This is a genomic window from Aeromicrobium sp. Leaf272 (assembly GCF_001422865.1).
Lineage (GTDB): Bacteria > Actinomycetota > Actinomycetes > Propionibacteriales > Nocardioidaceae > Aeromicrobium.
Genome location: NZ_LMMY01000010.1, coordinates 368,420 through 385,761 on the forward strand (window position 1 = coordinate 368,420; position 17,342 = coordinate 385,761).

Consider the following 17,342-nt stretch of genomic DNA (forward strand, 5'->3'; position numbering starts at 1 on the left):
CGAAGACCCAGCCACAGCGACGCAGCAGCAAGCGAAGACCCAGCCCCAGCGACGCAGCAGCAAGCGAAGACCCAGCCACAGCGACGCAGCAGCAAGCGGGGACCCGGCCGAAGCGACGCACCGACGACCGACCCCACTCGAAGGACGACGGCCGAGGCCAGGCGGCCCGGCCGGCCCAGGCGGCCCAGGCGGCCCAGGCGGCCCGGTCCGCCTGGCCTCATGCCTCAGCCGTCGGACCTCAGATCAGACGCCGGTCGCTCGCCCACTTGGTGAGCTCGTGCCGGCTCGAGAGCTGCAGCTTGCGCAGCACGCTCGAGACGTGCGTCTCGACGGTCTTGACGGAGATGAACAGCTCCTTCGCGACCTCCTTGTAGGCGTAGCCGCGGGCGATGAGCCGCATGACCTCGCGCTCGCGCTCGGTCAGTCGGTCGAGGTCCTCGTCGACCTGCGCCACCTCGATCGTCCCCGCGAAGGCGTCGAGCACGAAGCCGGCGAGGCGAGGGCTGAACACGGCGTCGCCCGAGGCGACGCGGTGGAGGGCGTCGACGAGCTCGCTGCCGGAGATGTTCTTCGTGACGTAGCCGCGCGCGCCGGCGCGGATCACGCCGATGACGTCCTCGGCGGCGTCGCTGACCGACAGCGCCAGGAACCGCACGTCCGGTGCGGTGCGGTCGACCCGCCGGATCACCTCGGCTCCCCCGCCCCCGGGCATGTGCACGTCGAGCAGGACCACGTCGGGACGCAGCTCCAGGACGGCGGGGACGGCGGTGTCGACGTCCTCGGCCTCGCCCACCACCTGGAGCCGGGGGTCCTTCTCGAGCTCGGCGCGCACCCCGGTGCGGAACATGGCGTGGTCGTCGACGATGAGCACGCGCAGGGGCGCGCTGCCTCCGGGCCGGCCGGTCGGGGGACGGTCGTCGGTCATGGGGCCTCCTCGGCCTCGGGTCGAGCAGGGTCGCGGGGTGCCGGATCGGGTCGCACCGAAGAGGTCTCGCCCGCAGCGGGCGCCGCGCGTCGGGCGAGGGTGAGCGCCACCTCCGTGCCCTCCCCCGGCGTGCTGCGCACCCGGGCGGTGCCGCCATGACGCTCCATCCGGCCCACGATGGAGCCCCGGACGCCCATCCGGTCGTCGGCGATCAGGTCGGGGTCGAAGCCGGTCCCGCGGTCGCGCACGAACACCTCGACCTGCGTGCTGCCGACCTCGGCGTACACGTCGACGCGATCCACCTGGGCGTGCTTGGCGGCGTTCACGACGGCCTCGCGCGTGGCGCGGACGAGCGCCACCAGGTCGGCGTCGAGCGCCGTGTCGCCCACCACCACCAGCTCGACCACCAGCTGGTGCGCCTGCTCCACCTCGCTGCGGACCTCCCGCAGGGCCGCAGCCAGGGAGTCACCCGGGGACTCCTCGTCCCCGTAGAGCCAGGACCGGAGCTCGCGCTCCTGACGTCGCGCCAAGGTGGCGACGGCGGCGGGGTCGTCGGCGTTCTTCTGCAGCAGCGCCAGCGTCTGGAGGACGGAGTCGTGCAGGTGCGCGGCCACGTCGGCGCGCTCCTGCGTGCGGATGCGCTCGCGGCGCTCGCTCCCGAGGGCCGTCACGAGCGAGATGATCCAGGGCCCGAGGAGCAGGAGCAGACCCACGACCGCGATGGCGAGGGCCGACCCGAGGTCGCGCACCGCGGACAGGCCACGCTCCTGCGTCACGAGGTACACGGCGCCGAGGGCGACCAGGCCGAGCCCGACCGCGACGCGGGCCACGAAGCCCCACCCTGTCGTGCGGGTGAGCCAGGTCTGCCAGGCGGCGTCGTCGATCTGGCGCCAGACGACCGCCACCCCGACCACCACGATGAGCAGCGGGATCAGCAGCGACCCGGTGAGCCGACCTCCGCCCTGCACGAGGAAGAGGACCCCGACGCCCACGGCGAGCACGGCGACGGTCTGCACGATCTCGAGGACGCCGGGGCGGCCCGCGGCGCGCATGCCACGACGGCTCGCGGACTCCAGCCCGGGCGACAGCTCCGGTCGGCGCAGTGGCATGAACCGCCACAGCAGCAGGTAGGCCAGGACGCCGACGCCGTTGAACCAGGTGGTGACCACGAAGCCGACGCGCACCCACAGGACCGGCACGTCGAGGTGCTCGGCCAGCCCCATCGCGACCCCGCCGACGACGCGATGGTCCGCCGGACGGTAGGCGCGCCGCACCCGAGGGCGGTCGGAGGACGGACCAGGAGGGGTCCTGGCTCCGAGGGCGGTCTGGCTCACCTCGGCATCGTCACACGTGCGCGCGAGCCGGCGCCACCAGGTGTCGCACCCGTGGTCCCCCGAGGTCCCCCGGGTTCGGGAACCAGGGTCGGACCAGGGTCGCGCCCGATGGTGCCGCACGCCCTGCCCGGCCGACGATGGAGCCATGACCACGCAGCCCCCTCCCACCGACCAGGCGCCCGACCCGGGCGCGAGTCCCCACGCACCCGGCCCGCGTCGTGGCTTCCGTGCCTTCTCCGAGGTGCGCCGCAGCTCCGACGACCGGATGCTCGCCGGCGTCTGCGACGGCGTCGCCCGCCGCTTCGACATCGACCCGGTCGTCGTGCGGGTGCTCACGGTCGTCCTGTGCTTCGTGGGACTCGCCGGCGTCATCCTCTACGTCGCAGGGTGGTTGCTGCTGCCCGCCGACGACGAGCCGCGCAGCCACGTCGGTGAGTGGTTCGGGCTCGACACCAGCGAGGCGCAGGTGCGCGACACCGGACTCGTGGTGGCCGCGGTGCTGGCCGTGCTCGGTGTGCTCGGCGACGGTGGCTGGGGCTGGGGCGGGGACGGGCTCTTCTGGGCCGCGCTCGTCATCGGCGGACCTGTCGCCCTGGTCGTCTGGCTGGTCCGGCGCGGGGGCCGGCGGCGCGGGCACGAGGGCCACGGCGTCGACACCGGGTCGGACCCCGCAGGCTCCAACCGCCCGACCGTGACCGATCCCGCCACCACGTGGTCGTCGACCCCCACCGACACGGTCGTCCTCGACACGGCCCCCGGCGAGCACCCGACCGCGGGCCTCCCACCCACTCCTCCGTCGGAGCCGCGCCGCTCGATCCAGCCCCCGCCCCCGCGGGAACCACGTGAGCCGTACAGCTGGATCCCGACGCTGCTGACCCTGTCGTCGATCGCGATCGCCCTCGCCGTGGTGCGCCTCGTGGCCGACCCGACGTGGCCGACCTACGTGGCCGTGGCCCTCGCGGTCGTCGGTCTGGGCCTCGTGCTCTGCACCTTCGCGCGAGGAGGTCTCCCACTCGTGCTCATCGGGCTGCTCTTGCTGCCCGTGCTCGCACTGGGCACCCTGGTCCCCACGCTTCGCGGCGGGGAGCTGGACGTCGCCCCGCAGAGCGCGTCGCAGGTCCGCGACAGCTACTCCTTCGGCTTCGGCCAGTTCGAGCTGGACCTGACCGACGTGTCCGACCCGGAGGCCCTGCTCGGGCGGACGATCGAGATCGAGACCGGCATGGGCCAGACCGTGGTCGTCGTGCCCGACGGCGTGCCCGTCGTGGTCGACGCGTCGGTCCGCGCCGGTGACCTCGTGGTCCTCGGGGAGCGCGACAGCGGGGTCGACCGGCGACTGCGGGCCTCCGCCACGGGTCCGGCCCTCACGATCGACGTCGACCACTCGCTCGGTCAGGTGGAGGTGCGTCGCCCATGACCGCCGCGCCCACCCCCGACCCTCTTTCCGACAGGAGCACCATGACCACCTCGCCGACCTCGACCCGACGCCCCCGCGTGCGGCCCTTCAACACGCTCTTCGGCCTGTTCTTCCTCGCCGCGGCCGGCCTGTGGGCTGCGCGGGGCCAGGACGTGCTCGACGGTGACCAGATCGGGCGCGCCGTCGCGGTCGGACTCATCGTCCTGGGCGTCCTCGGCCTGGCCGCGACGCTCGTCGTCAGCCGGCGCGGCCGTGCGCCGCGGGCCGCGGCGCCTGTCGCCCCGGACTACGACGAGACCGACGACATCGATCCCGACCGCCGCGACTGACCCCCGGCGACGAGCCAATGGTCACGCGCCGCAACCGCGGTGGCGGCGTAGTCGGTGAACACCCCGTCCACCCCGGCATCGAAGAACGCGAGGTACTCGGCCTCGGCGTCGCCGCGGGCGGCCACGTCGGCGCTGGAGCGGAAGTCGGCGGGCAAAAAGTTGTTCTCGTCGCGCATCGTCCAGATGTGCACGAGCAGGCCCGCGGCGTGCGCGCGCTCCACCAGGCCGGTCTCCCCGTCCAGCCAGTGACCCCGTCGCCGCGCGATGACCAGCGTCTTGTTCGGACCGATGCCGTCGACGTGGCGGGCGAGCTCGGCCAGCTGGTCGCTCGTGGTCAGGTCCGCGTAGGTGCGCGGGTCACCGGCGGCCACCAGGTCCCACGGCGCGTCCTTGCGGTCGAGCAGCTGGACGAGCGTGAGCGGTGTGCGCGGCCGCAACCCGCGCAGGTTGGCGGTCTCCATCGACTGGATCACCACCGGCACGTCGGCGTCCGGACGGTTCAGGTCGGCGGCCTCCAGCGCGTCGAGCAGCCGGTCGTCCAGGTCGAGACCCAGCCCGCGGAAGTAGGTGGGGTGCTTGGTCTCCACGTAGACCCCCACCCGACGATCGGCCCGGCGGGCGATCTCCAGGACCTCCTCGAACGTCAGCACCTGCTGCGTGCCGGCGAGGGGGAGGTTCTGCGGGCGCAGCTGCGGGAGACGCTCGCGCACGCGCAGGGTCTTGACCTCCTCGAGCGTGAGGTCCTCGGTGAACCAGCCACTCAGCCAGACGCCGTCGATCCGCTTCGTGGTGCGCCGGTCGGCGAACTCCGGGCGCGCGGCGATGTCGGTGGTGTGCCCGATCTCGTTCTCGTGCCGCACGACGAGGTGGCCGTCGCGCGTGGCGACCACGTCGGGCTCGATGTAGTCGGCCCCCTGCTCGATCGCCAGCTCGTAGGACGCGCGGGTGTGCTCCAGGCGGAGGCCCGGCACACCGCGATGACCGATGACGGCTGGGACGGGTGGCCAGGGCGCCGGACCGCTCATGACATCCAGTGAAGCACTCCCGACGAGCTCGTCGGGGGACCTCGCTGCGGTCAGAGCGTCCCGGCGATGGCCGCGACGAGGGCGAAGAAGGCCAGCAGCGCCGAGATCGGCACGGTCCAGAGCGTGGCGACGACCAGGCTGACCGAGGTACCGATCTTGGGCGGCACGAAGTAGCGGGCGCGCGGGAGGTCGCCCACGCCCTCGATCCACCGACCGGTCATGCCGACGCCCGACCACACGCCCTTGAGCCGGGACAGCACCCGCCAGCCCCCGCCGCCGGCGATCGAGGTGAGTGCGCCGCGCGTCTCGTCGACCTTGTCGCTCAGGCTCACCGCGATGCCGAGCTCGGTGGCCAGCTGCTCGGGCTCCTCGACCGCCCGGAGCACACGGTGGCGACGCGCCGCGAAGGCCGCGGGCACCAGGGCCAGCAGGACCGCGGCCACCACGAGCACCGTGCCGACGGTGCTGCCGGACGCCAGGCCGAGCGCGAACGTGGCCGCCAGGAACGGCAGGGGTGCGACCGCCAGCAGGAGCGACGGGATCCGCAGCAGCCGCACGGCCGGGACGATGACGGCGACCGCACGGTGCGCGGCGTCGGCCGTCTGCCCGTCGACGCGGGTGGTCGCCCCGTGCACGGCGCGGTTGGTGCGCGCGCTCCAGCTCTCGCGTCGTGGTCCACCGTCGTGCGTCATGGCACCAGCGTAGGTCCCGCGCCCCAGCCGTCCACCGACTGCCGCGGGGATCGCGCACGGTGGCAACGGGACGCACACGCGGTCGAAACATCGTCTCGTTAGCGTCGCGACCCTCACGCACACGAGGAGGGGACATGGCCCAGCAGGAGAAGGCTCCCACCGGAGCCTCCGGGACGGACGCGACCGCCCAGGAGTACCTGGAGAAGCGTCAGCTGAAGCAGGGAACGGCGGGATGGGTCCTGCTGGCCGGGCTGGGCGTCAGCTACGTCGTCTCGGGTGACTACTCGGGCTGGAACTTCGGCCTCGCCGAGGGCGGCTTCGGCGGCCTGCTCATCGCGACGGTGATCGTCGCCGCCATGTACCTGGCCCTCGTCCTCGGCATGGCCGAGCTGTCGTCGGCGCTGCCCGCCGCAGGTGGCGGCTACACGTTCGCCCGGCGTGCGCTCGGGGCCTGGGGCGGCTTCGCCACCGGGACCGCGATCCTCATCGAGTACGCGATCGCCCCTGCCGCCATCGCGACCTTCATCGGCGCCTACGTCGAGTCGCTCGGCCTGTTCGGCATCACCGACGGCTGGTGGGTGTACCTGGCGGTGTACGCACTCTTCATCGGCATCCACCTCGCCGGGGTGGGCGAGGCGCTCAAGGTCATGTTCGTCATCACCTCCGTCGCGCTCGTCGGCCTGCTCGTGTTCGCGATCGCGGCGATCGGCGACTTCGACGCCTCGCGGCTCACCGACATCGCTCCGACCGACGCCGCCGGGGCCTCGGAGCTCCTGCCCTTCGGCTACCTCGGCATCTGGGCGGCGATCCCGTTCGCCATCTGGTTCTTCCTCGCCATCGAGGGCGTCCCGCTCGCCGCCGAGGAGGCGGCCGACGCCGAGCGCAACGTGCCACGTGGGATCATCGCGGCGATGTCGGTCCTGCTCGTCACCTGCGTCGCCGTCCTCGTGCTCACGCCCGGCGCCGGGGGCGCGGAGGCGATGTCGTCATCGGGCAACCCCCTCGTGGAGGCTCTCGGCGACGGGACGGCCGCGACCGTCGTCAACTACGTGGGCCTGGCGGGGCTCGTCGCGAGCTTCTTCTCGATCATCTACGCCTACTCGCGCCAGCTGTTCGCGCTGTCGCGGGCCGGCTACCTGCCGACGGCGCTGTCGGTCACGAACCGCCGCAAGGCGCCGGTGCTGGCGCTCGTCGTCCCGGGCATCGTCGGGTTCGGGCTCTCGTTGACCGGCCAGGGTGCGCTCCTGCTCAACATGGCCGTCTTCGGCGCGGCCCTCAGCTACGTGCTGATGATGGTGAGCCACGTGGTGCTACGGGTCCGCGAGCCCGACATGCCCCGGCCCTACCGGACGCCGGGCGGCATCGCGACCACCGGCTTCGCGCTGGCCGTGGCGGCGCTGTCGGTCGTCGCCACGTTCCTCGTCGACAGCACCGCAGCCCTGTGGTGCGTGGCGGTCTTCACCGCGTTCATGGCGTACTTCGCCCTCTACAGCCGCCACCACCTCGTGGCCGCCTCCCCCGACGAGGAGTTCGCCGCACTGGCCCGCGCCGAGCAGGAGCTGGAGTGAGCGTGGCCGGTCCGGGGGCAGGGGGACCGATACGCCGTCAGAGCCTCGGCGGCACGACCTACCGTTTCGACGGTCTCGTCGACCTCATGGCGAAGGCCACCCCCGCTCGCTCCGGGGACCAGCTCGCCGGGTGTGCCGCCGAGTCCGACGCCGAGCGCGCGGCGGCCGCGTGGGCGCTGGCCGACGAGCCGCTGCAGACGTTCCTCGACGAGCACGTCGTCCCGTACGAGAGCGACGAGGTCACCCGCCTGATCATCGACTCCCACGACGCCTCCGCGTTCGCCCCGGTGGCCCACCTCACGGTGGGCGGGCTGCGCGACTGGCTGCTCGAGCAGTGCACCCGTCCCGACGCCGCGACCACCCTCGCGGCCCTGGCTCCCGGACTGACGCCCGAGATGGTGGCCGCCGTCTCGAAGCTCATGCGCAACCAGGACCTCGTGCTCGTCGCCCAGGCCGCGCAGGTCGTCTCGGCCTTCCGCACGACGATCGGCCTGCCGGGGCGGATCGCGACCCGCCTGCAGCCCAACCACCCCACCGACGACCCTGCCGGGATCGCTGCTGCGACGCTCGACGGGCTGCTCATGGGGTCCGGTGACGCGGTCATCGGCATCAATCCCGCCACCGACTCCCCGCAGACCACGGCACGTCTGCTGCACCTGCTCGACGAGCTCCGTCTGCGCTTCGACATCCCGATGCAGTCGTGCGTGCTCTCGCACGTCACGACCACGCTGGACCTCATCGAGCAGGGAGTGCCCGTCGACCTGGTGTTCCAGTCCATCGCCGGGACCGAGGGGGCGAACGCGTCCTTCGGCGTCACGGTGCCGCTGCTGCTCGAGGCCAGCGCGGCAGGGCGGTCGCTCGGCCGCGGGACCGTGGGCGACCAGGTCATGTACCTCGAGACGGGGCAGGGGTCGGCTCTCTCGGCCGGCGCCCATCTGGGCACCGGTGGGAGGGCGGTCGACCAGCAGACGCTCGAGACCCGTGCCTACGGGCTGGCCCGGGCGCTCGACCCCCTGCTCGTGAACACCGTCGTCGGCTTCATCGGTCCGGAGTACCTCTACGACGGCAAGCAGATCATCCGGGCGGGCCTGGAGGACCACTTCTGCGGGAAGCTGCTGGGGCTGCCGATGGGCGTCGACGTCTGCTACACCAACCACGCCGAGGCCGACCAGGACGACATGGACACGCTGCTGACGCTCCTGGGCGTGGCCGGCGCCGCGTTCGTCATCGCGGTGCCCGGTGCCGACGACGTGATGCTCGGGTACCAGAGCCTGTCGTTCCACGACGCGCTCTACGTGCGGCAGGCGCTCGGACTACGACCTGCGCCGGAGTTCGAGGCGTGGTTGGCCGGTCTCGGCATGGTCGACGACGCGGGACGGGTGCTCCCGGTCGACCTCGGTGCCTCGCCACTGCTCTCGATCGCGGGACCGTCGTGACCGGCACTCCCCCACCGTCGCGGCCCGGGGACGACCCGTGGGACGGTCTGCGGCGCACCACGCAGGCCCGCATCGGTCTCGGACGGGCAGGCAGCTCCCTGCCCACACGACGGGTGCTGGAGTTCCGCGCCGCCCATGCCGCCGCACGCGACGCCGTGCACGAGCCCCTCGACGTCGACGCTCTGGCGGCCCGGGTCAGCGAGGTCGGCCTCGGCGAGCCGTTGTGCGTGCGCAGCCTGGCGGAGGGGCGCGCCGAGTACCTGCGCCGGCCCGATCTGGGGCGTCGGCCCGCCGACCTCGAGCACCTGCGGCAGCATCGCGGCGCCGACCTCGCGATCGTGCTGGCGGATGGCCTGTCCCCCCGCGCCCTCACCGACCACGCCATCGGTGTGCTCACGACGCTCGTCGACGCGCTCGGGGGGCTCTACCGGATCGCCCCACCGGTGATCGCCACGCAGTCGCGCGTGGCGCTCGGTGACCACGTCGGCGAGGCGCTCGGCGTGCAGTCGCTGCTCGTCGTCATCGGTGAGCGGCCGGGTCTGTCGGTGGCCGACAGCCTCGGGATCTACCTGACGCACGACCCCAGGCCCGGCCGCAGCGACGCCGAGCGGAACTGCATCTCCAACATCCACCCGCCCGAGGGGCTGGGCTACGACGCGGCCGGGCGGATCGCCGTGGCGCTCGTGCAGGGCTCGCGGCAGCTCGGGCGGTCGGGGGTGGCGCTCAAGGACTCCTCCGCCGCGCAGGCGGTGGAGGCGGCCGAGGCAGCCGCCGTCGAGCACGTGCCGTAGACCTCGCCCCGTGCCCTAGGGTGCTCGCGTGGCCGTCGTCCTGTCCCTGATCTCCGCGCTCGCGTACGGCGTCTCGGACTTCCTCGGTGGGCTGTTCGCCAAGCGGTCGGGCCCGTGGCAGACCGCCGTCGTCGGGCAGCTGTCGTCGACGGTGTGCGTGGCCGCCGCCGCAGCGGTCGTCGGGGGCGCCGCGGTCGGGTCGGACTGGGCCTGGGCGTCGGCCGGCGGCGTCGGGGCCGGCGTGGGTGCAGCGGTGCTGTACCGCGGGCTCGCCGGCGGACGGATGAGCGTGGTGGCCCCGTTGTCCGCGGTCGTCTGCGCTCTGCTGCCCGTGGCGGTCGGTCTCGTCACGGGTGACCGGCCGAGCGCGCTGGCCCTGGCCGGGATCGTGGTGGCCTTCCCCGCGATCGCCCTCGTGTCGCGCGTGGTCGAGGAGGACGCGGTCGCGGCGGCCGCGCACCGCGGGGGCGTCGTCGACGGCCTGCTGGCCGGCGTCGGCTTCGGCGTGCTGTTCGTCGCGCTCGGGCAGGTGGGCGACGACGCCGGGCTCTGGCCGCTCGCCCTCGCCAACGCCGTGGCCATGCTCGCCGTCGTGGCCGTCGCCGTGACGGTGCGTCAGCCGTGGGTCCCCCGCGAGCCCGCAGCGTGGCGCGCACTGGCGATGGGACCTCTCGGGGCCACCGCCACCGCGGCCTTCCTGCTCGCCACGCGCGAGGGCCTGCTGTCGGTGGTCTCGGTCATCTCGGCGCTCTACCCGGCCGCGACCGTGCTTCTGGCCACGCTGGTGCTGAAGGAGCGCATCCAGGCCTGGCAGGGCCTCGGCCTGGCCCTGGCCGCCACCGCGGTCACCCTCGTCGCGCTGGGCTGACCGAATCGTCCGTCGGCAGCGTCGGCAACGGGCCTTCGCGTGCTGCTGCGTCGCTGCCGATGAGCTTTCGCCTGCTGCTGCGCCGCTGAGGCTGCGAGTCGAGCCGCTCTCCGAAGGGCCTCGACCGGAGCGGTGGGACTGGTCCCGGCTGGGTCTGCGGGGCGCGGCCACGATTCTTCATCTGCGCGTGATCCACGCACGGTTCTTCCTTCTCGTGGACCGCACCTCGCGAAGGAAGAATCGAGGCGACGACCAGGGGCCCCGGAGGGGCAGTGATTCTCCATCGTCGTGGGACGGTCCACGAGTAGGGAGAATCTCTGCCCACCCGACGCACGAGACGCCCCCGGTGGACGCAGGATTCTGCCTTCACGCGCTGAAGCCCCAACGATGCTGCGTTGGTGACGGGATCCCGTAGAGAACGCAGCATCCTTCGCCCTCTCCCTCACGAACGCAGAATCTTGCGTCCCCGGAGCCGCGCTCCGAGAGCCCGGCCGAGCCCGGACCCGTCCGCCGGTCGAGGCCCTTTCGGAGACCGACCCGACTCGCAGCCGCGGCGACGCAGCCGCAGGAGTGGGCCACCCCGACCGACGCAGCCGCAGGACGAGCCCGAACCGGGAGAGCCCGCCTACTTGAGGAACTTGCTCGTGGACCGGTCCTTGAGCGGCTTGCCCCCGGTCTGGCAGGTGGGGCAGTACTGCAGCGAGGAGTCGGCAAAGACGACCTCGGCGACCGGGTCCCCGCAGACCGGGCACACCTCGCCGGCCCGGCCGTGCACGCGCATGCGGGAGCGCTTGGAGTCCTTGAGCTCCGAGGCGGGCTTGCCGTGCGCCTCGGCCATCGCCTCGGCGAGCACCGACGCGATCGCGGCGTCGAGCCGACCGACCTCCTCGGCGTCGAGCTCGGAGGCGAGCGCGAACGGCGACAGCTTCGCGGCGTGCAGGATCTCATCGCTGTAGGCGTTGCCGATGCCGGCCACGATCTTCTGGTCGCGCAGGAACCTCTTGACCTGCATGCGTCGGCCCTCGAGCAGGGGCGCCACCGAGAAGCCCTCGGCGAGGGGGTCGGGGCCCAGAGCCGCGATGCCGGGCACGTCCTGCGGGTCGCGCACCGCGTACAGCGCGAGGCCCTTGCGGGTGCCGGCCTCCGTGACGTCGAAGCCGACGTGGGGTCCGTCGCCGTGGTCGAGCCGGACCCGCGCGGCGAGAGGGCCGGCACCCATCTTGAGGCGCTTGTCGGTGAGGTGGTCGGACCAGCGCAGCCAGCCCGCCTTGGCCAGGTGGATCACGAGGTGCAGGCCGTCGACGTCGAGGTCGACGAACTTGCCGTGCCGGTGCACACCCGTGACCTGGAGCCCGGCGAGGGCCGATACGGGCGGGTCGAACGTCTTGAGCACGGCGAACGACGCCAGCTCGACGTCGGCCAGGACGGCACCCACGGCTCGTTCACGCAGGAAGACCACGAGCGCGTCGACCTCGGGCATCTCGGGCACGCTCCGAGCCTACGCCCCGGGACCGACCACGCGGCGCGACCCGAGGGCGGTGTCAGTCGGTGTCGTGCCGGGCGTAGAAGCCCTCCATGGCGGGCCACGACGTCCGACGCGCGGCTCGTCCGGTGAGCACACCCAGGTGACCCCCGGGCGCCTGGACGAGCTGCACGTCGGGCGATCCCGTGAGCAGGTCCACGAGGTGGCTGACGGCCCCGGTCGGCGCGAGCGTGTCGCCCAGCCCGGCCACCACGAGGACGGGAACGTCGATCCGGGCCAGCTCGATCGAGCGGCCGCCCAGCTCCACGACGCCGGTCGCGAGCGCGTTGCTGCGCACCACCACGTGGTACAGCTGCCCGAACGTGCGCCCCGGGTAGGCGTACATGTTGTCGGTGAACCGGTCCACCGCCTCGAGCTGGGCGAGGAAGTCGCGGTCGTCCGCATGCGTGAGCATCGAGATCGGCTTCGTCAGGTACTTGTCGATCGCCGAGATCTGGAACCCCAGACGGGTCAGAGGGGCCGGCACCCCGCCGAGCGTGCGGTACGCGGCACTGACCAGACCGCTCGCGACCGCGTTGACCGGACGCGTGATCGCGATCAGCGGCACCTGGGTCAGGTCGAAGGGCGAGGCGACCGCCGTGGCCGACGCCAGCGGCAGGGACGGATCGGACGCGGCCGTGAAGATGGTGAAGATCCCACCCAGCGACCAGCCCGCCATGTGGACCGGCCGGTCGCCGGCGTCGGCGTGGACGTGGCGGACCGCCTGCGGGATCACCGTGTCCACCCAGTGCTCGATGCCGAGCTCGCGGTGCTCGAAGCTGACCGGTCCGTAGTCGACCAGGTACACGGGACGTCCCTGCTGCACGAAGTACTCCACCACGCTGCACCCGCGGCGCAGGTCGAAGGCCAGCGCCGGCGCCGCGAGGGGCGGGACGAACAGCAGCGGCTCGCCGTGCTGCTCGAGGCCCGGGTACGGGTCGTAGCGGAAGAGGCTGGCGTGCTCCGTCACCTTGATGAGCGTGCGCGGGGTCGGCCGCAGGTCGGCGATGCGACGTCCCTGCGCCTTGTCCCGCAGGTTCACCGCCGCCCCTGCGAGGTCACGGGGCACGCGGACGCGCGGGACGAGCGGGAGGGACATGACTCGCGATGATGCCAGAGGCCGCCCTGCCCCGCCGGGGAACGCCTCCGGGGGTCGCCGAGCGGATCACGTGAAGGTGAGCACCAGGAGGGAGAGGTTGAGCGCGATCACGACGGCCGCCACGGCGCACGCCGCCACCGTGGTGGCCACTCGGTTCACGTGCTCGCCCATCACGGACCTGCTCGCGGTGAGGCGCACGAGGGGCACGAGCGCGAACGGGATGCCCAACGACAGCACCACCTGCGACACGACCAGGGCACGGCTCGGGTCGATGCCGAGCACGAGCACGACCAGGGCCGGGATCACCGTCACCACCCGCCGCAGCAGCAGCGGCACACGGATCCCGAGCAGACCCTGCATGACCTCCGCGCCCGCGGCCGCCCCCACGGCCGTCGAGGCGAGGCCGGACCCGAGCAGGGCCACTGCGAACAGCAGCGCCACCCCCGCCCCGAGCTCCGACGTGACGAGCGCGTGCACCCCCGTCAAGGTGTCGGTGCCCGGCAGACCCTGCAGGCCTGCCGCGGCGACGAGCAGCAGCGACAGGTTGAGGACACCGGCGAGCAGCAGCGCGAGCACGACGTCGGTCCGCGTGGCGCGCAGCAGCCCGGCCACCGACACCTCGCGGCCCCGTGCGCCGAGCCGGCCCGACGTGAGCCCCGAGTGCAGGTAGATGACGTGAGGCATCACCGTGGCGCCGATGATCCCCGACGCGAGCAGCACGCTCTCGGCGCCCGCGAACGTCGGCACGAGGCCACCGGCCACCTCCGACGCGGCCGGTGGGTTGACGACGAGGCCGGCCACGAACCCGACGGCGATCATCGCGAGGAACCCGAGGATCGTGCGCTCGAGCGCACCCTGCCCGCGGGCGTCGCCGATCCTGAGCACGAGCAACGAGACCCCTGCCGTCAGCACGGCGCCGACCACGAGCGGCAGGTCGAACAGCAGGTACAGCGCGATCGCGCCCCCCACCACCTCGGCGAGGTCCGTGGCGATCGCGATCGCCTCGGCCTGCACCCAGTACGCCAGGCGTGGACCCCGACGCAGCCGCTGCCCGACGTGGGTGGCGAGCGACGCCTGCGTGACCAGCCCCAGCTTCGCCGAGAGGTACTGCACCAGCACGGCCATCACGTTCGCGAGCACCACGACCCACACCAGCGTGTAGCCGAACTGGGCCCCGGCGGTGACGTTGGTGGCCACGTTGCCGGGGTCGACGTAGGCGACCGCTGCCACGAAGGCCGGCCCGAGCAGGACCATGCGGCCGCGCAGGGTGGACGCCGTCAGCATGGCCGCAGCGTAGCCACCGCTCGCGCGGCTCCCGCGCGAGGACCGACCCCCGGCGGGGGCGATCCCGCACTACCGTGGTCGGGTGTCGCGACCTTCGCACCGCTCCCCCGGCGTCCTGGCCGTCCTGGTCCTGACCGTCGTCGTGCTGGCGACGTCCGTGCTGGTCGGCTGCTCCGGGCCGGACCGAGCGGACGACGCGCCGGCCACGCGCACGCCGACGCCGACGAGCGCGCCCGCGGAGACCGAGACCGCGCCGACGCCGACCCCGACCCCGACCCCCACGGCGCCGACGGTCGGCGAGGTCTCCGACGCGCGGTGGGCGGCGATGGTCCGCACCGGTGCCTGGCGGCCCGGGTGCCCCGTCGACCGCGACGACCTGCGCGAGCTGGAGGTCACCTACGTCGACTTCGAGGGCGTGGACCGCCGAGGGGTGCTGGTGGCGAACCGCGACGTCGTCGGGAGCCTCGGCCGCATCTTCGTCACGCTGCACGAGCGCGGCTTCCCGATCGAGCGCATGGACCCGGTCGAGGCCTTCGACGGTGACACGTTGAAGAGCCTGCAGGCCAACAACACCTCCGCGTACAACTGCCGCCGCCCGGACCAGATCAACGCACCGGTGCTGCAGTCGCCGCACGCGAACGGCCGCGCGATCGACATCAACCCCGACCTCAACCCCTGGATGGACCTGCGCTGCCGCTGCTGGTCACCGCGCGCCACCCACGCCGAGCGGACTCCGGCCCCCGGGAAGATCCTGGCCGACGACGCGACCGTCCGGCTCTTCGAGGACGAGGGCTGGATCTGGCAGAACATCGACGTCGCCGACTACATGCACTTCGACACCGGCTACCCGTCGAAGGCCTGGACGAGCCCCCGCGACTGACTCATCGACGTCCGCGGACAACTTTCCGGGCCCACCATGCATCTGGTGGATGTCACCCACCAACCATCGGGAGGAACCATGAACATCCGTATCCGAGCAGGGCGCCTCGTCGCCCTCCTCGCCACCCTCAGCCTGGCCGGCGGCCTGGTCGCGGCCGGTTCGGTCACGGCACCGCCGGCCGAGGCCGCCACCACGACGATCGTCAAGGGTGCGATCGCCGCTGCCGGCGAGTGGCAGCCCGGCGTCAAGGTCCGGCTGATGCTGCGCGACCCGGACTCCGGGGACAGCTACGCCACCATCGCGACCACCACCACGACCACGCGGGGCGCCTTCAGCTTCCGACCGGCGACCGTGGTGAAGGACGCCCGCTACGAGCTCTGGTACGACGACCCCGACCTCGACCTGGTCGCGGGCTGGCGGATCGTCGAACCGGTCATGGGCTCGACCGTCACCCGGAACATCACCGCCCGCCGCGCGTCGACGATCAGCGGTCGGGTCGCGTTCGCGAACGGTGCGCAGCCCAGCCACGCCGAGGTCCTCGTGGAGGGCCAGGTGGCCGAGGCCGACGCTCCCACCCGCGGACCCGCGGCCGACGACCAGGTCGTCTACCCCACCACCGTGCCGGTCCAGTCCGACGGCACGTTCCGGGTGAAGGGGCTGCCGCGTGGCGACTACCGCCTCACCTACACCGACAAGACGCACAACTTCTTCGACATCTGCCACGACGGCAGCCGCGAGAAGGTCTCGGAGGGTGACGCCAACCCGTCCTGCCTGCACGTCACGCCGGTGTCCGTGGGCATCGCGCAGTCGGCGTCGGTCCCCCGTCGGACCTTCGTCGACCGGTCGGCGCAGATCATCGGCCGGGTCACCAACGCCCAGGGTGCGCTGGTCGAGGGCATCGCGCTGATCCACCGCGTGGGCGATCCGTCGGAGTTCACCCGCGCCTACACCACCAAGGGCGTGTGGCGTGCGATCGACCTGCCGGCCGGCAGCTGGCAGGTCGAGGTCTCACCCGACGACCAGGCGCGCTACCGCGACCGGTGGTTCCAGGACGCCGCCACGCAGAGCACCGCGCAGACGGTCACGACGACCGCTGGTCAGAAGACCACCAACCGCAACGTGGTCGTACCGAGGCGCTGACGAGAGAGGCCCCGGCCGCCTGCCGGTGAGGCAGACGACCGGGGCCGGTCTCGCGGACGTCAGGAGGCCGAGCGGGCCTGTCCACCGCCGCTGCGGCGACGGTTGCCGCCGGGGCGACCCTGGCCGGCAGAGCGACCCTGGCCGGCGGGGCGGCCCTGGCCACCGCCGCGCGGCGACCGGCTCTGGCCACCACCACGGTTCTGTCCGCCTCGGCCCTGGCCACCACGACCGGATCCGGAACCCGCACGGTGTCCGGCTCCGCCCGACGTGCGCTCGGGCAGGATGCCGCTGGCGGCGAGCGCCTCGGGCGTCAGCGGCTTCGGTGCCGTGGCGGCATCGTGCTGGCGAGCGGTGACGCCGGCCTTGGCCTGCAGCTGGACGACGTCGCGCAGGTCCTCGCGCGTGGTCATCGTGATGACGGTGCCTGCCTCACCCGCGCGGGCGGTACGACCGGAGCGGTGCGTGTACGCCTTGTGCTCGGCCGGCACGTCGTAGTGGACGACCAGCTTCACGTCGTCGACGTGGATGCCGCGGGCGGCGATGTCGGTCGCGACGATGACGTCGGCCGCACCCTTGCTGAAGCGGGCCAGGTTGCGCTCGCGCTTGGCCTGGTTGAGGTCGCCGTGCAGGTCGACCGCCTCGATGCCGGCCGTGGTGAGCTGACGCGCGAGGCGCGTGGCTCCGCGGCGGGTACGGGCGAACACGATGGTGCGGGGGTTGTCGGCGAGCAGCCGCGCCGCGGTCGCCAGCTTCTCGGTGCGCGAGCTGACGAGCACGTGGTGGTCCATGCGCATCTCGGTCTCCTGCGCGGACTCGATCTCGTGCAGGTCGTGCTGCGGGAGGTGACGACGCACCAGACGGTCGACGTCGCCGTCGAGGGTGGCCGACAGCAGCAGCCGCTGGCTGCCCTGGCGGGTCATGGCCACGAGGGCGTCGACCGGCTTGAAGAAGCCGAGGTCGCAGAGGTGGTCGGCCTCGTCGAGCACCGTGATCTCGACGTGGTCGAGGGTGCACGCGCGGCGGTCGACGAGG

16 protein-coding genes are annotated in these 17,342 nt (G+C 73.0%); 8 read left to right on the forward strand and 8 right to left on the reverse strand.

Annotation, left to right across the window (positions count from 1 at the left end):
* Positions 1–238: 238 nt before the first annotated feature.
* Both ASF38_RS06990 and ASF38_RS06995 read right to left on the reverse strand, forming a co-directional pair.
* Positions 239–925, reverse strand: a complete 687-nt coding sequence (locus ASF38_RS06990) for a response regulator transcription factor (RefSeq protein ID WP_055969405.1) — start codon at positions 923–925, stop codon at positions 239–241.
* Positions 922–2,259, reverse strand: a complete 1,338-nt coding sequence (locus ASF38_RS06995; RefSeq protein ID WP_235497455.1) for an ATP-binding protein — start codon at positions 2,257–2,259, stop codon at positions 922–924. Before ASF38_RS06995 ends, ASF38_RS06990 begins: the two co-directional genes overlap by 4 nt.
* Positions 2,260–2,404: 145 nt before the next feature.
* Here ASF38_RS06995 and ASF38_RS07000 point away from each other — a divergent pair, with 145 nt between their 5' ends.
* Both ASF38_RS07000 and ASF38_RS07005 read left to right on the forward strand, forming a co-directional pair.
* The gene (locus ASF38_RS07000; RefSeq protein WP_056574670.1) at positions 2,405–3,676 is read left to right on the forward strand and encodes a PspC domain-containing protein; all 1,272 of its coding nucleotides are present in this window, start codon (positions 2,405–2,407) and stop codon (positions 3,674–3,676) included.
* Between the two features lie 41 nt (positions 3,677–3,717).
* Positions 3,718–4,005, forward strand: a complete 288-nt coding sequence (locus ASF38_RS07005; RefSeq protein ID WP_056574673.1) for a hypothetical protein — start codon at positions 3,718–3,720, stop codon at positions 4,003–4,005.
* On the opposite strand, the gene ASF38_RS18390 is transcribed toward ASF38_RS07005, so the two are convergent.
* Together ASF38_RS18390 and ASF38_RS18395 are read right to left on the reverse strand one after the other, a co-directional pair.
* Entirely contained in the window at positions 3,963–5,030 is a 1,068-nt protein-coding gene (locus ASF38_RS18390) for a glycerophosphodiester phosphodiesterase family protein (protein ID WP_056574675.1), read from the reverse strand. The genes ASF38_RS07005 and ASF38_RS18390 overlap by 43 nt on opposite strands.
* Positions 5,031–5,080: 50 nt before the next feature.
* On the reverse strand, positions 5,081–5,722 hold the full coding sequence (locus tag ASF38_RS18395) for a hypothetical protein (protein WP_056552657.1): 642 nt from the start codon (positions 5,720–5,722) through the stop codon (positions 5,081–5,083).
* Between the two features lie 134 nt (positions 5,723–5,856).
* On the opposite strand from ASF38_RS18395, the gene eat reads away from it, so the two are divergent.
* From eat to ASF38_RS07035, 4 genes are read left to right on the forward strand one after another with little or no spacing between them, the layout of a single operon-like run.
* Complete coding sequence (gene eat, locus ASF38_RS07020; RefSeq protein ID WP_056574678.1) at positions 5,857–7,290, forward strand: ethanolamine permease; 1,434 nt, start codon at positions 5,857–5,859, stop codon at positions 7,288–7,290.
* On the forward strand, positions 7,287–8,726 hold the full coding sequence (locus tag ASF38_RS07025; protein ID WP_235497456.1) for an ethanolamine ammonia-lyase subunit EutB: 1,440 nt from the start codon (positions 7,287–7,289) through the stop codon (positions 8,724–8,726). The genes eat and ASF38_RS07025 overlap by 4 nt, the downstream gene beginning before the upstream one ends.
* On the forward strand, positions 8,723–9,517 hold the full coding sequence (eutC, locus tag ASF38_RS07030; protein ID WP_056574682.1) for an ethanolamine ammonia-lyase subunit EutC: 795 nt from the start codon (positions 8,723–8,725) through the stop codon (positions 9,515–9,517). The genes ASF38_RS07025 and eutC overlap by 4 nt, the downstream gene beginning before the upstream one ends.
* A 28-nt stretch (positions 9,518–9,545) precedes the next feature.
* Positions 9,546–10,385 carry a DMT family transporter gene (locus ASF38_RS07035; protein WP_056574685.1) on the forward strand — a complete coding sequence of 280 codons (840 nt, stop codon included), beginning with the start codon at positions 9,546–9,548 and terminating at the stop codon, positions 10,383–10,385.
* A 625-nt stretch (positions 10,386–11,010) separates the two neighbouring features.
* Here ASF38_RS07035 and ASF38_RS07040 read toward each other — a convergent pair.
* From ASF38_RS07040 to ASF38_RS07050, 3 genes are all read right to left on the reverse strand, one after another.
* On the reverse strand, positions 11,011–11,874 hold the full coding sequence (locus tag ASF38_RS07040; protein WP_056574688.1) for an Fpg/Nei family DNA glycosylase: 864 nt from the start codon (positions 11,872–11,874) through the stop codon (positions 11,011–11,013).
* A gap of 52 nt (positions 11,875–11,926) precedes the next feature.
* Positions 11,927–13,006, reverse strand: a complete 1,080-nt coding sequence (locus ASF38_RS07045; protein WP_056574691.1) for an alpha/beta hydrolase — start codon at positions 13,004–13,006, stop codon at positions 11,927–11,929.
* A gap of 66 nt (positions 13,007–13,072) precedes the next feature.
* On the reverse strand, positions 13,073–14,290 hold the full coding sequence (locus ASF38_RS07050) for an Nramp family divalent metal transporter (RefSeq protein WP_056574694.1): 1,218 nt from the start codon (positions 14,288–14,290) through the stop codon (positions 13,073–13,075).
* Positions 14,291–14,372: 82 nt separating this feature from the next.
* On the opposite strand from ASF38_RS07050, the gene ASF38_RS07055 reads away from it, so the two are divergent.
* Entirely contained in the window at positions 14,373–15,170 is a 798-nt protein-coding gene (locus ASF38_RS07055; protein WP_235497457.1) for a M15 family metallopeptidase, read from the forward strand.
* A gap of 78 nt (positions 15,171–15,248) precedes the next feature.
* Positions 15,249–16,310 (forward strand): hypothetical protein, encoded by a 1,062-nt coding sequence (locus tag ASF38_RS07060; protein WP_056574697.1) that lies wholly within the window; start codon positions 15,249–15,251, stop codon positions 16,308–16,310.
* A gap of 59 nt (positions 16,311–16,369) precedes the next feature.
* Here the strand turns inward: ASF38_RS07060 and ASF38_RS07065 are convergent.
* The coding region (locus ASF38_RS07065; protein ID WP_156366830.1) for a DEAD/DEAH box helicase at positions 16,370–17,342 on the reverse strand (973 nt) is incomplete at its 5' end.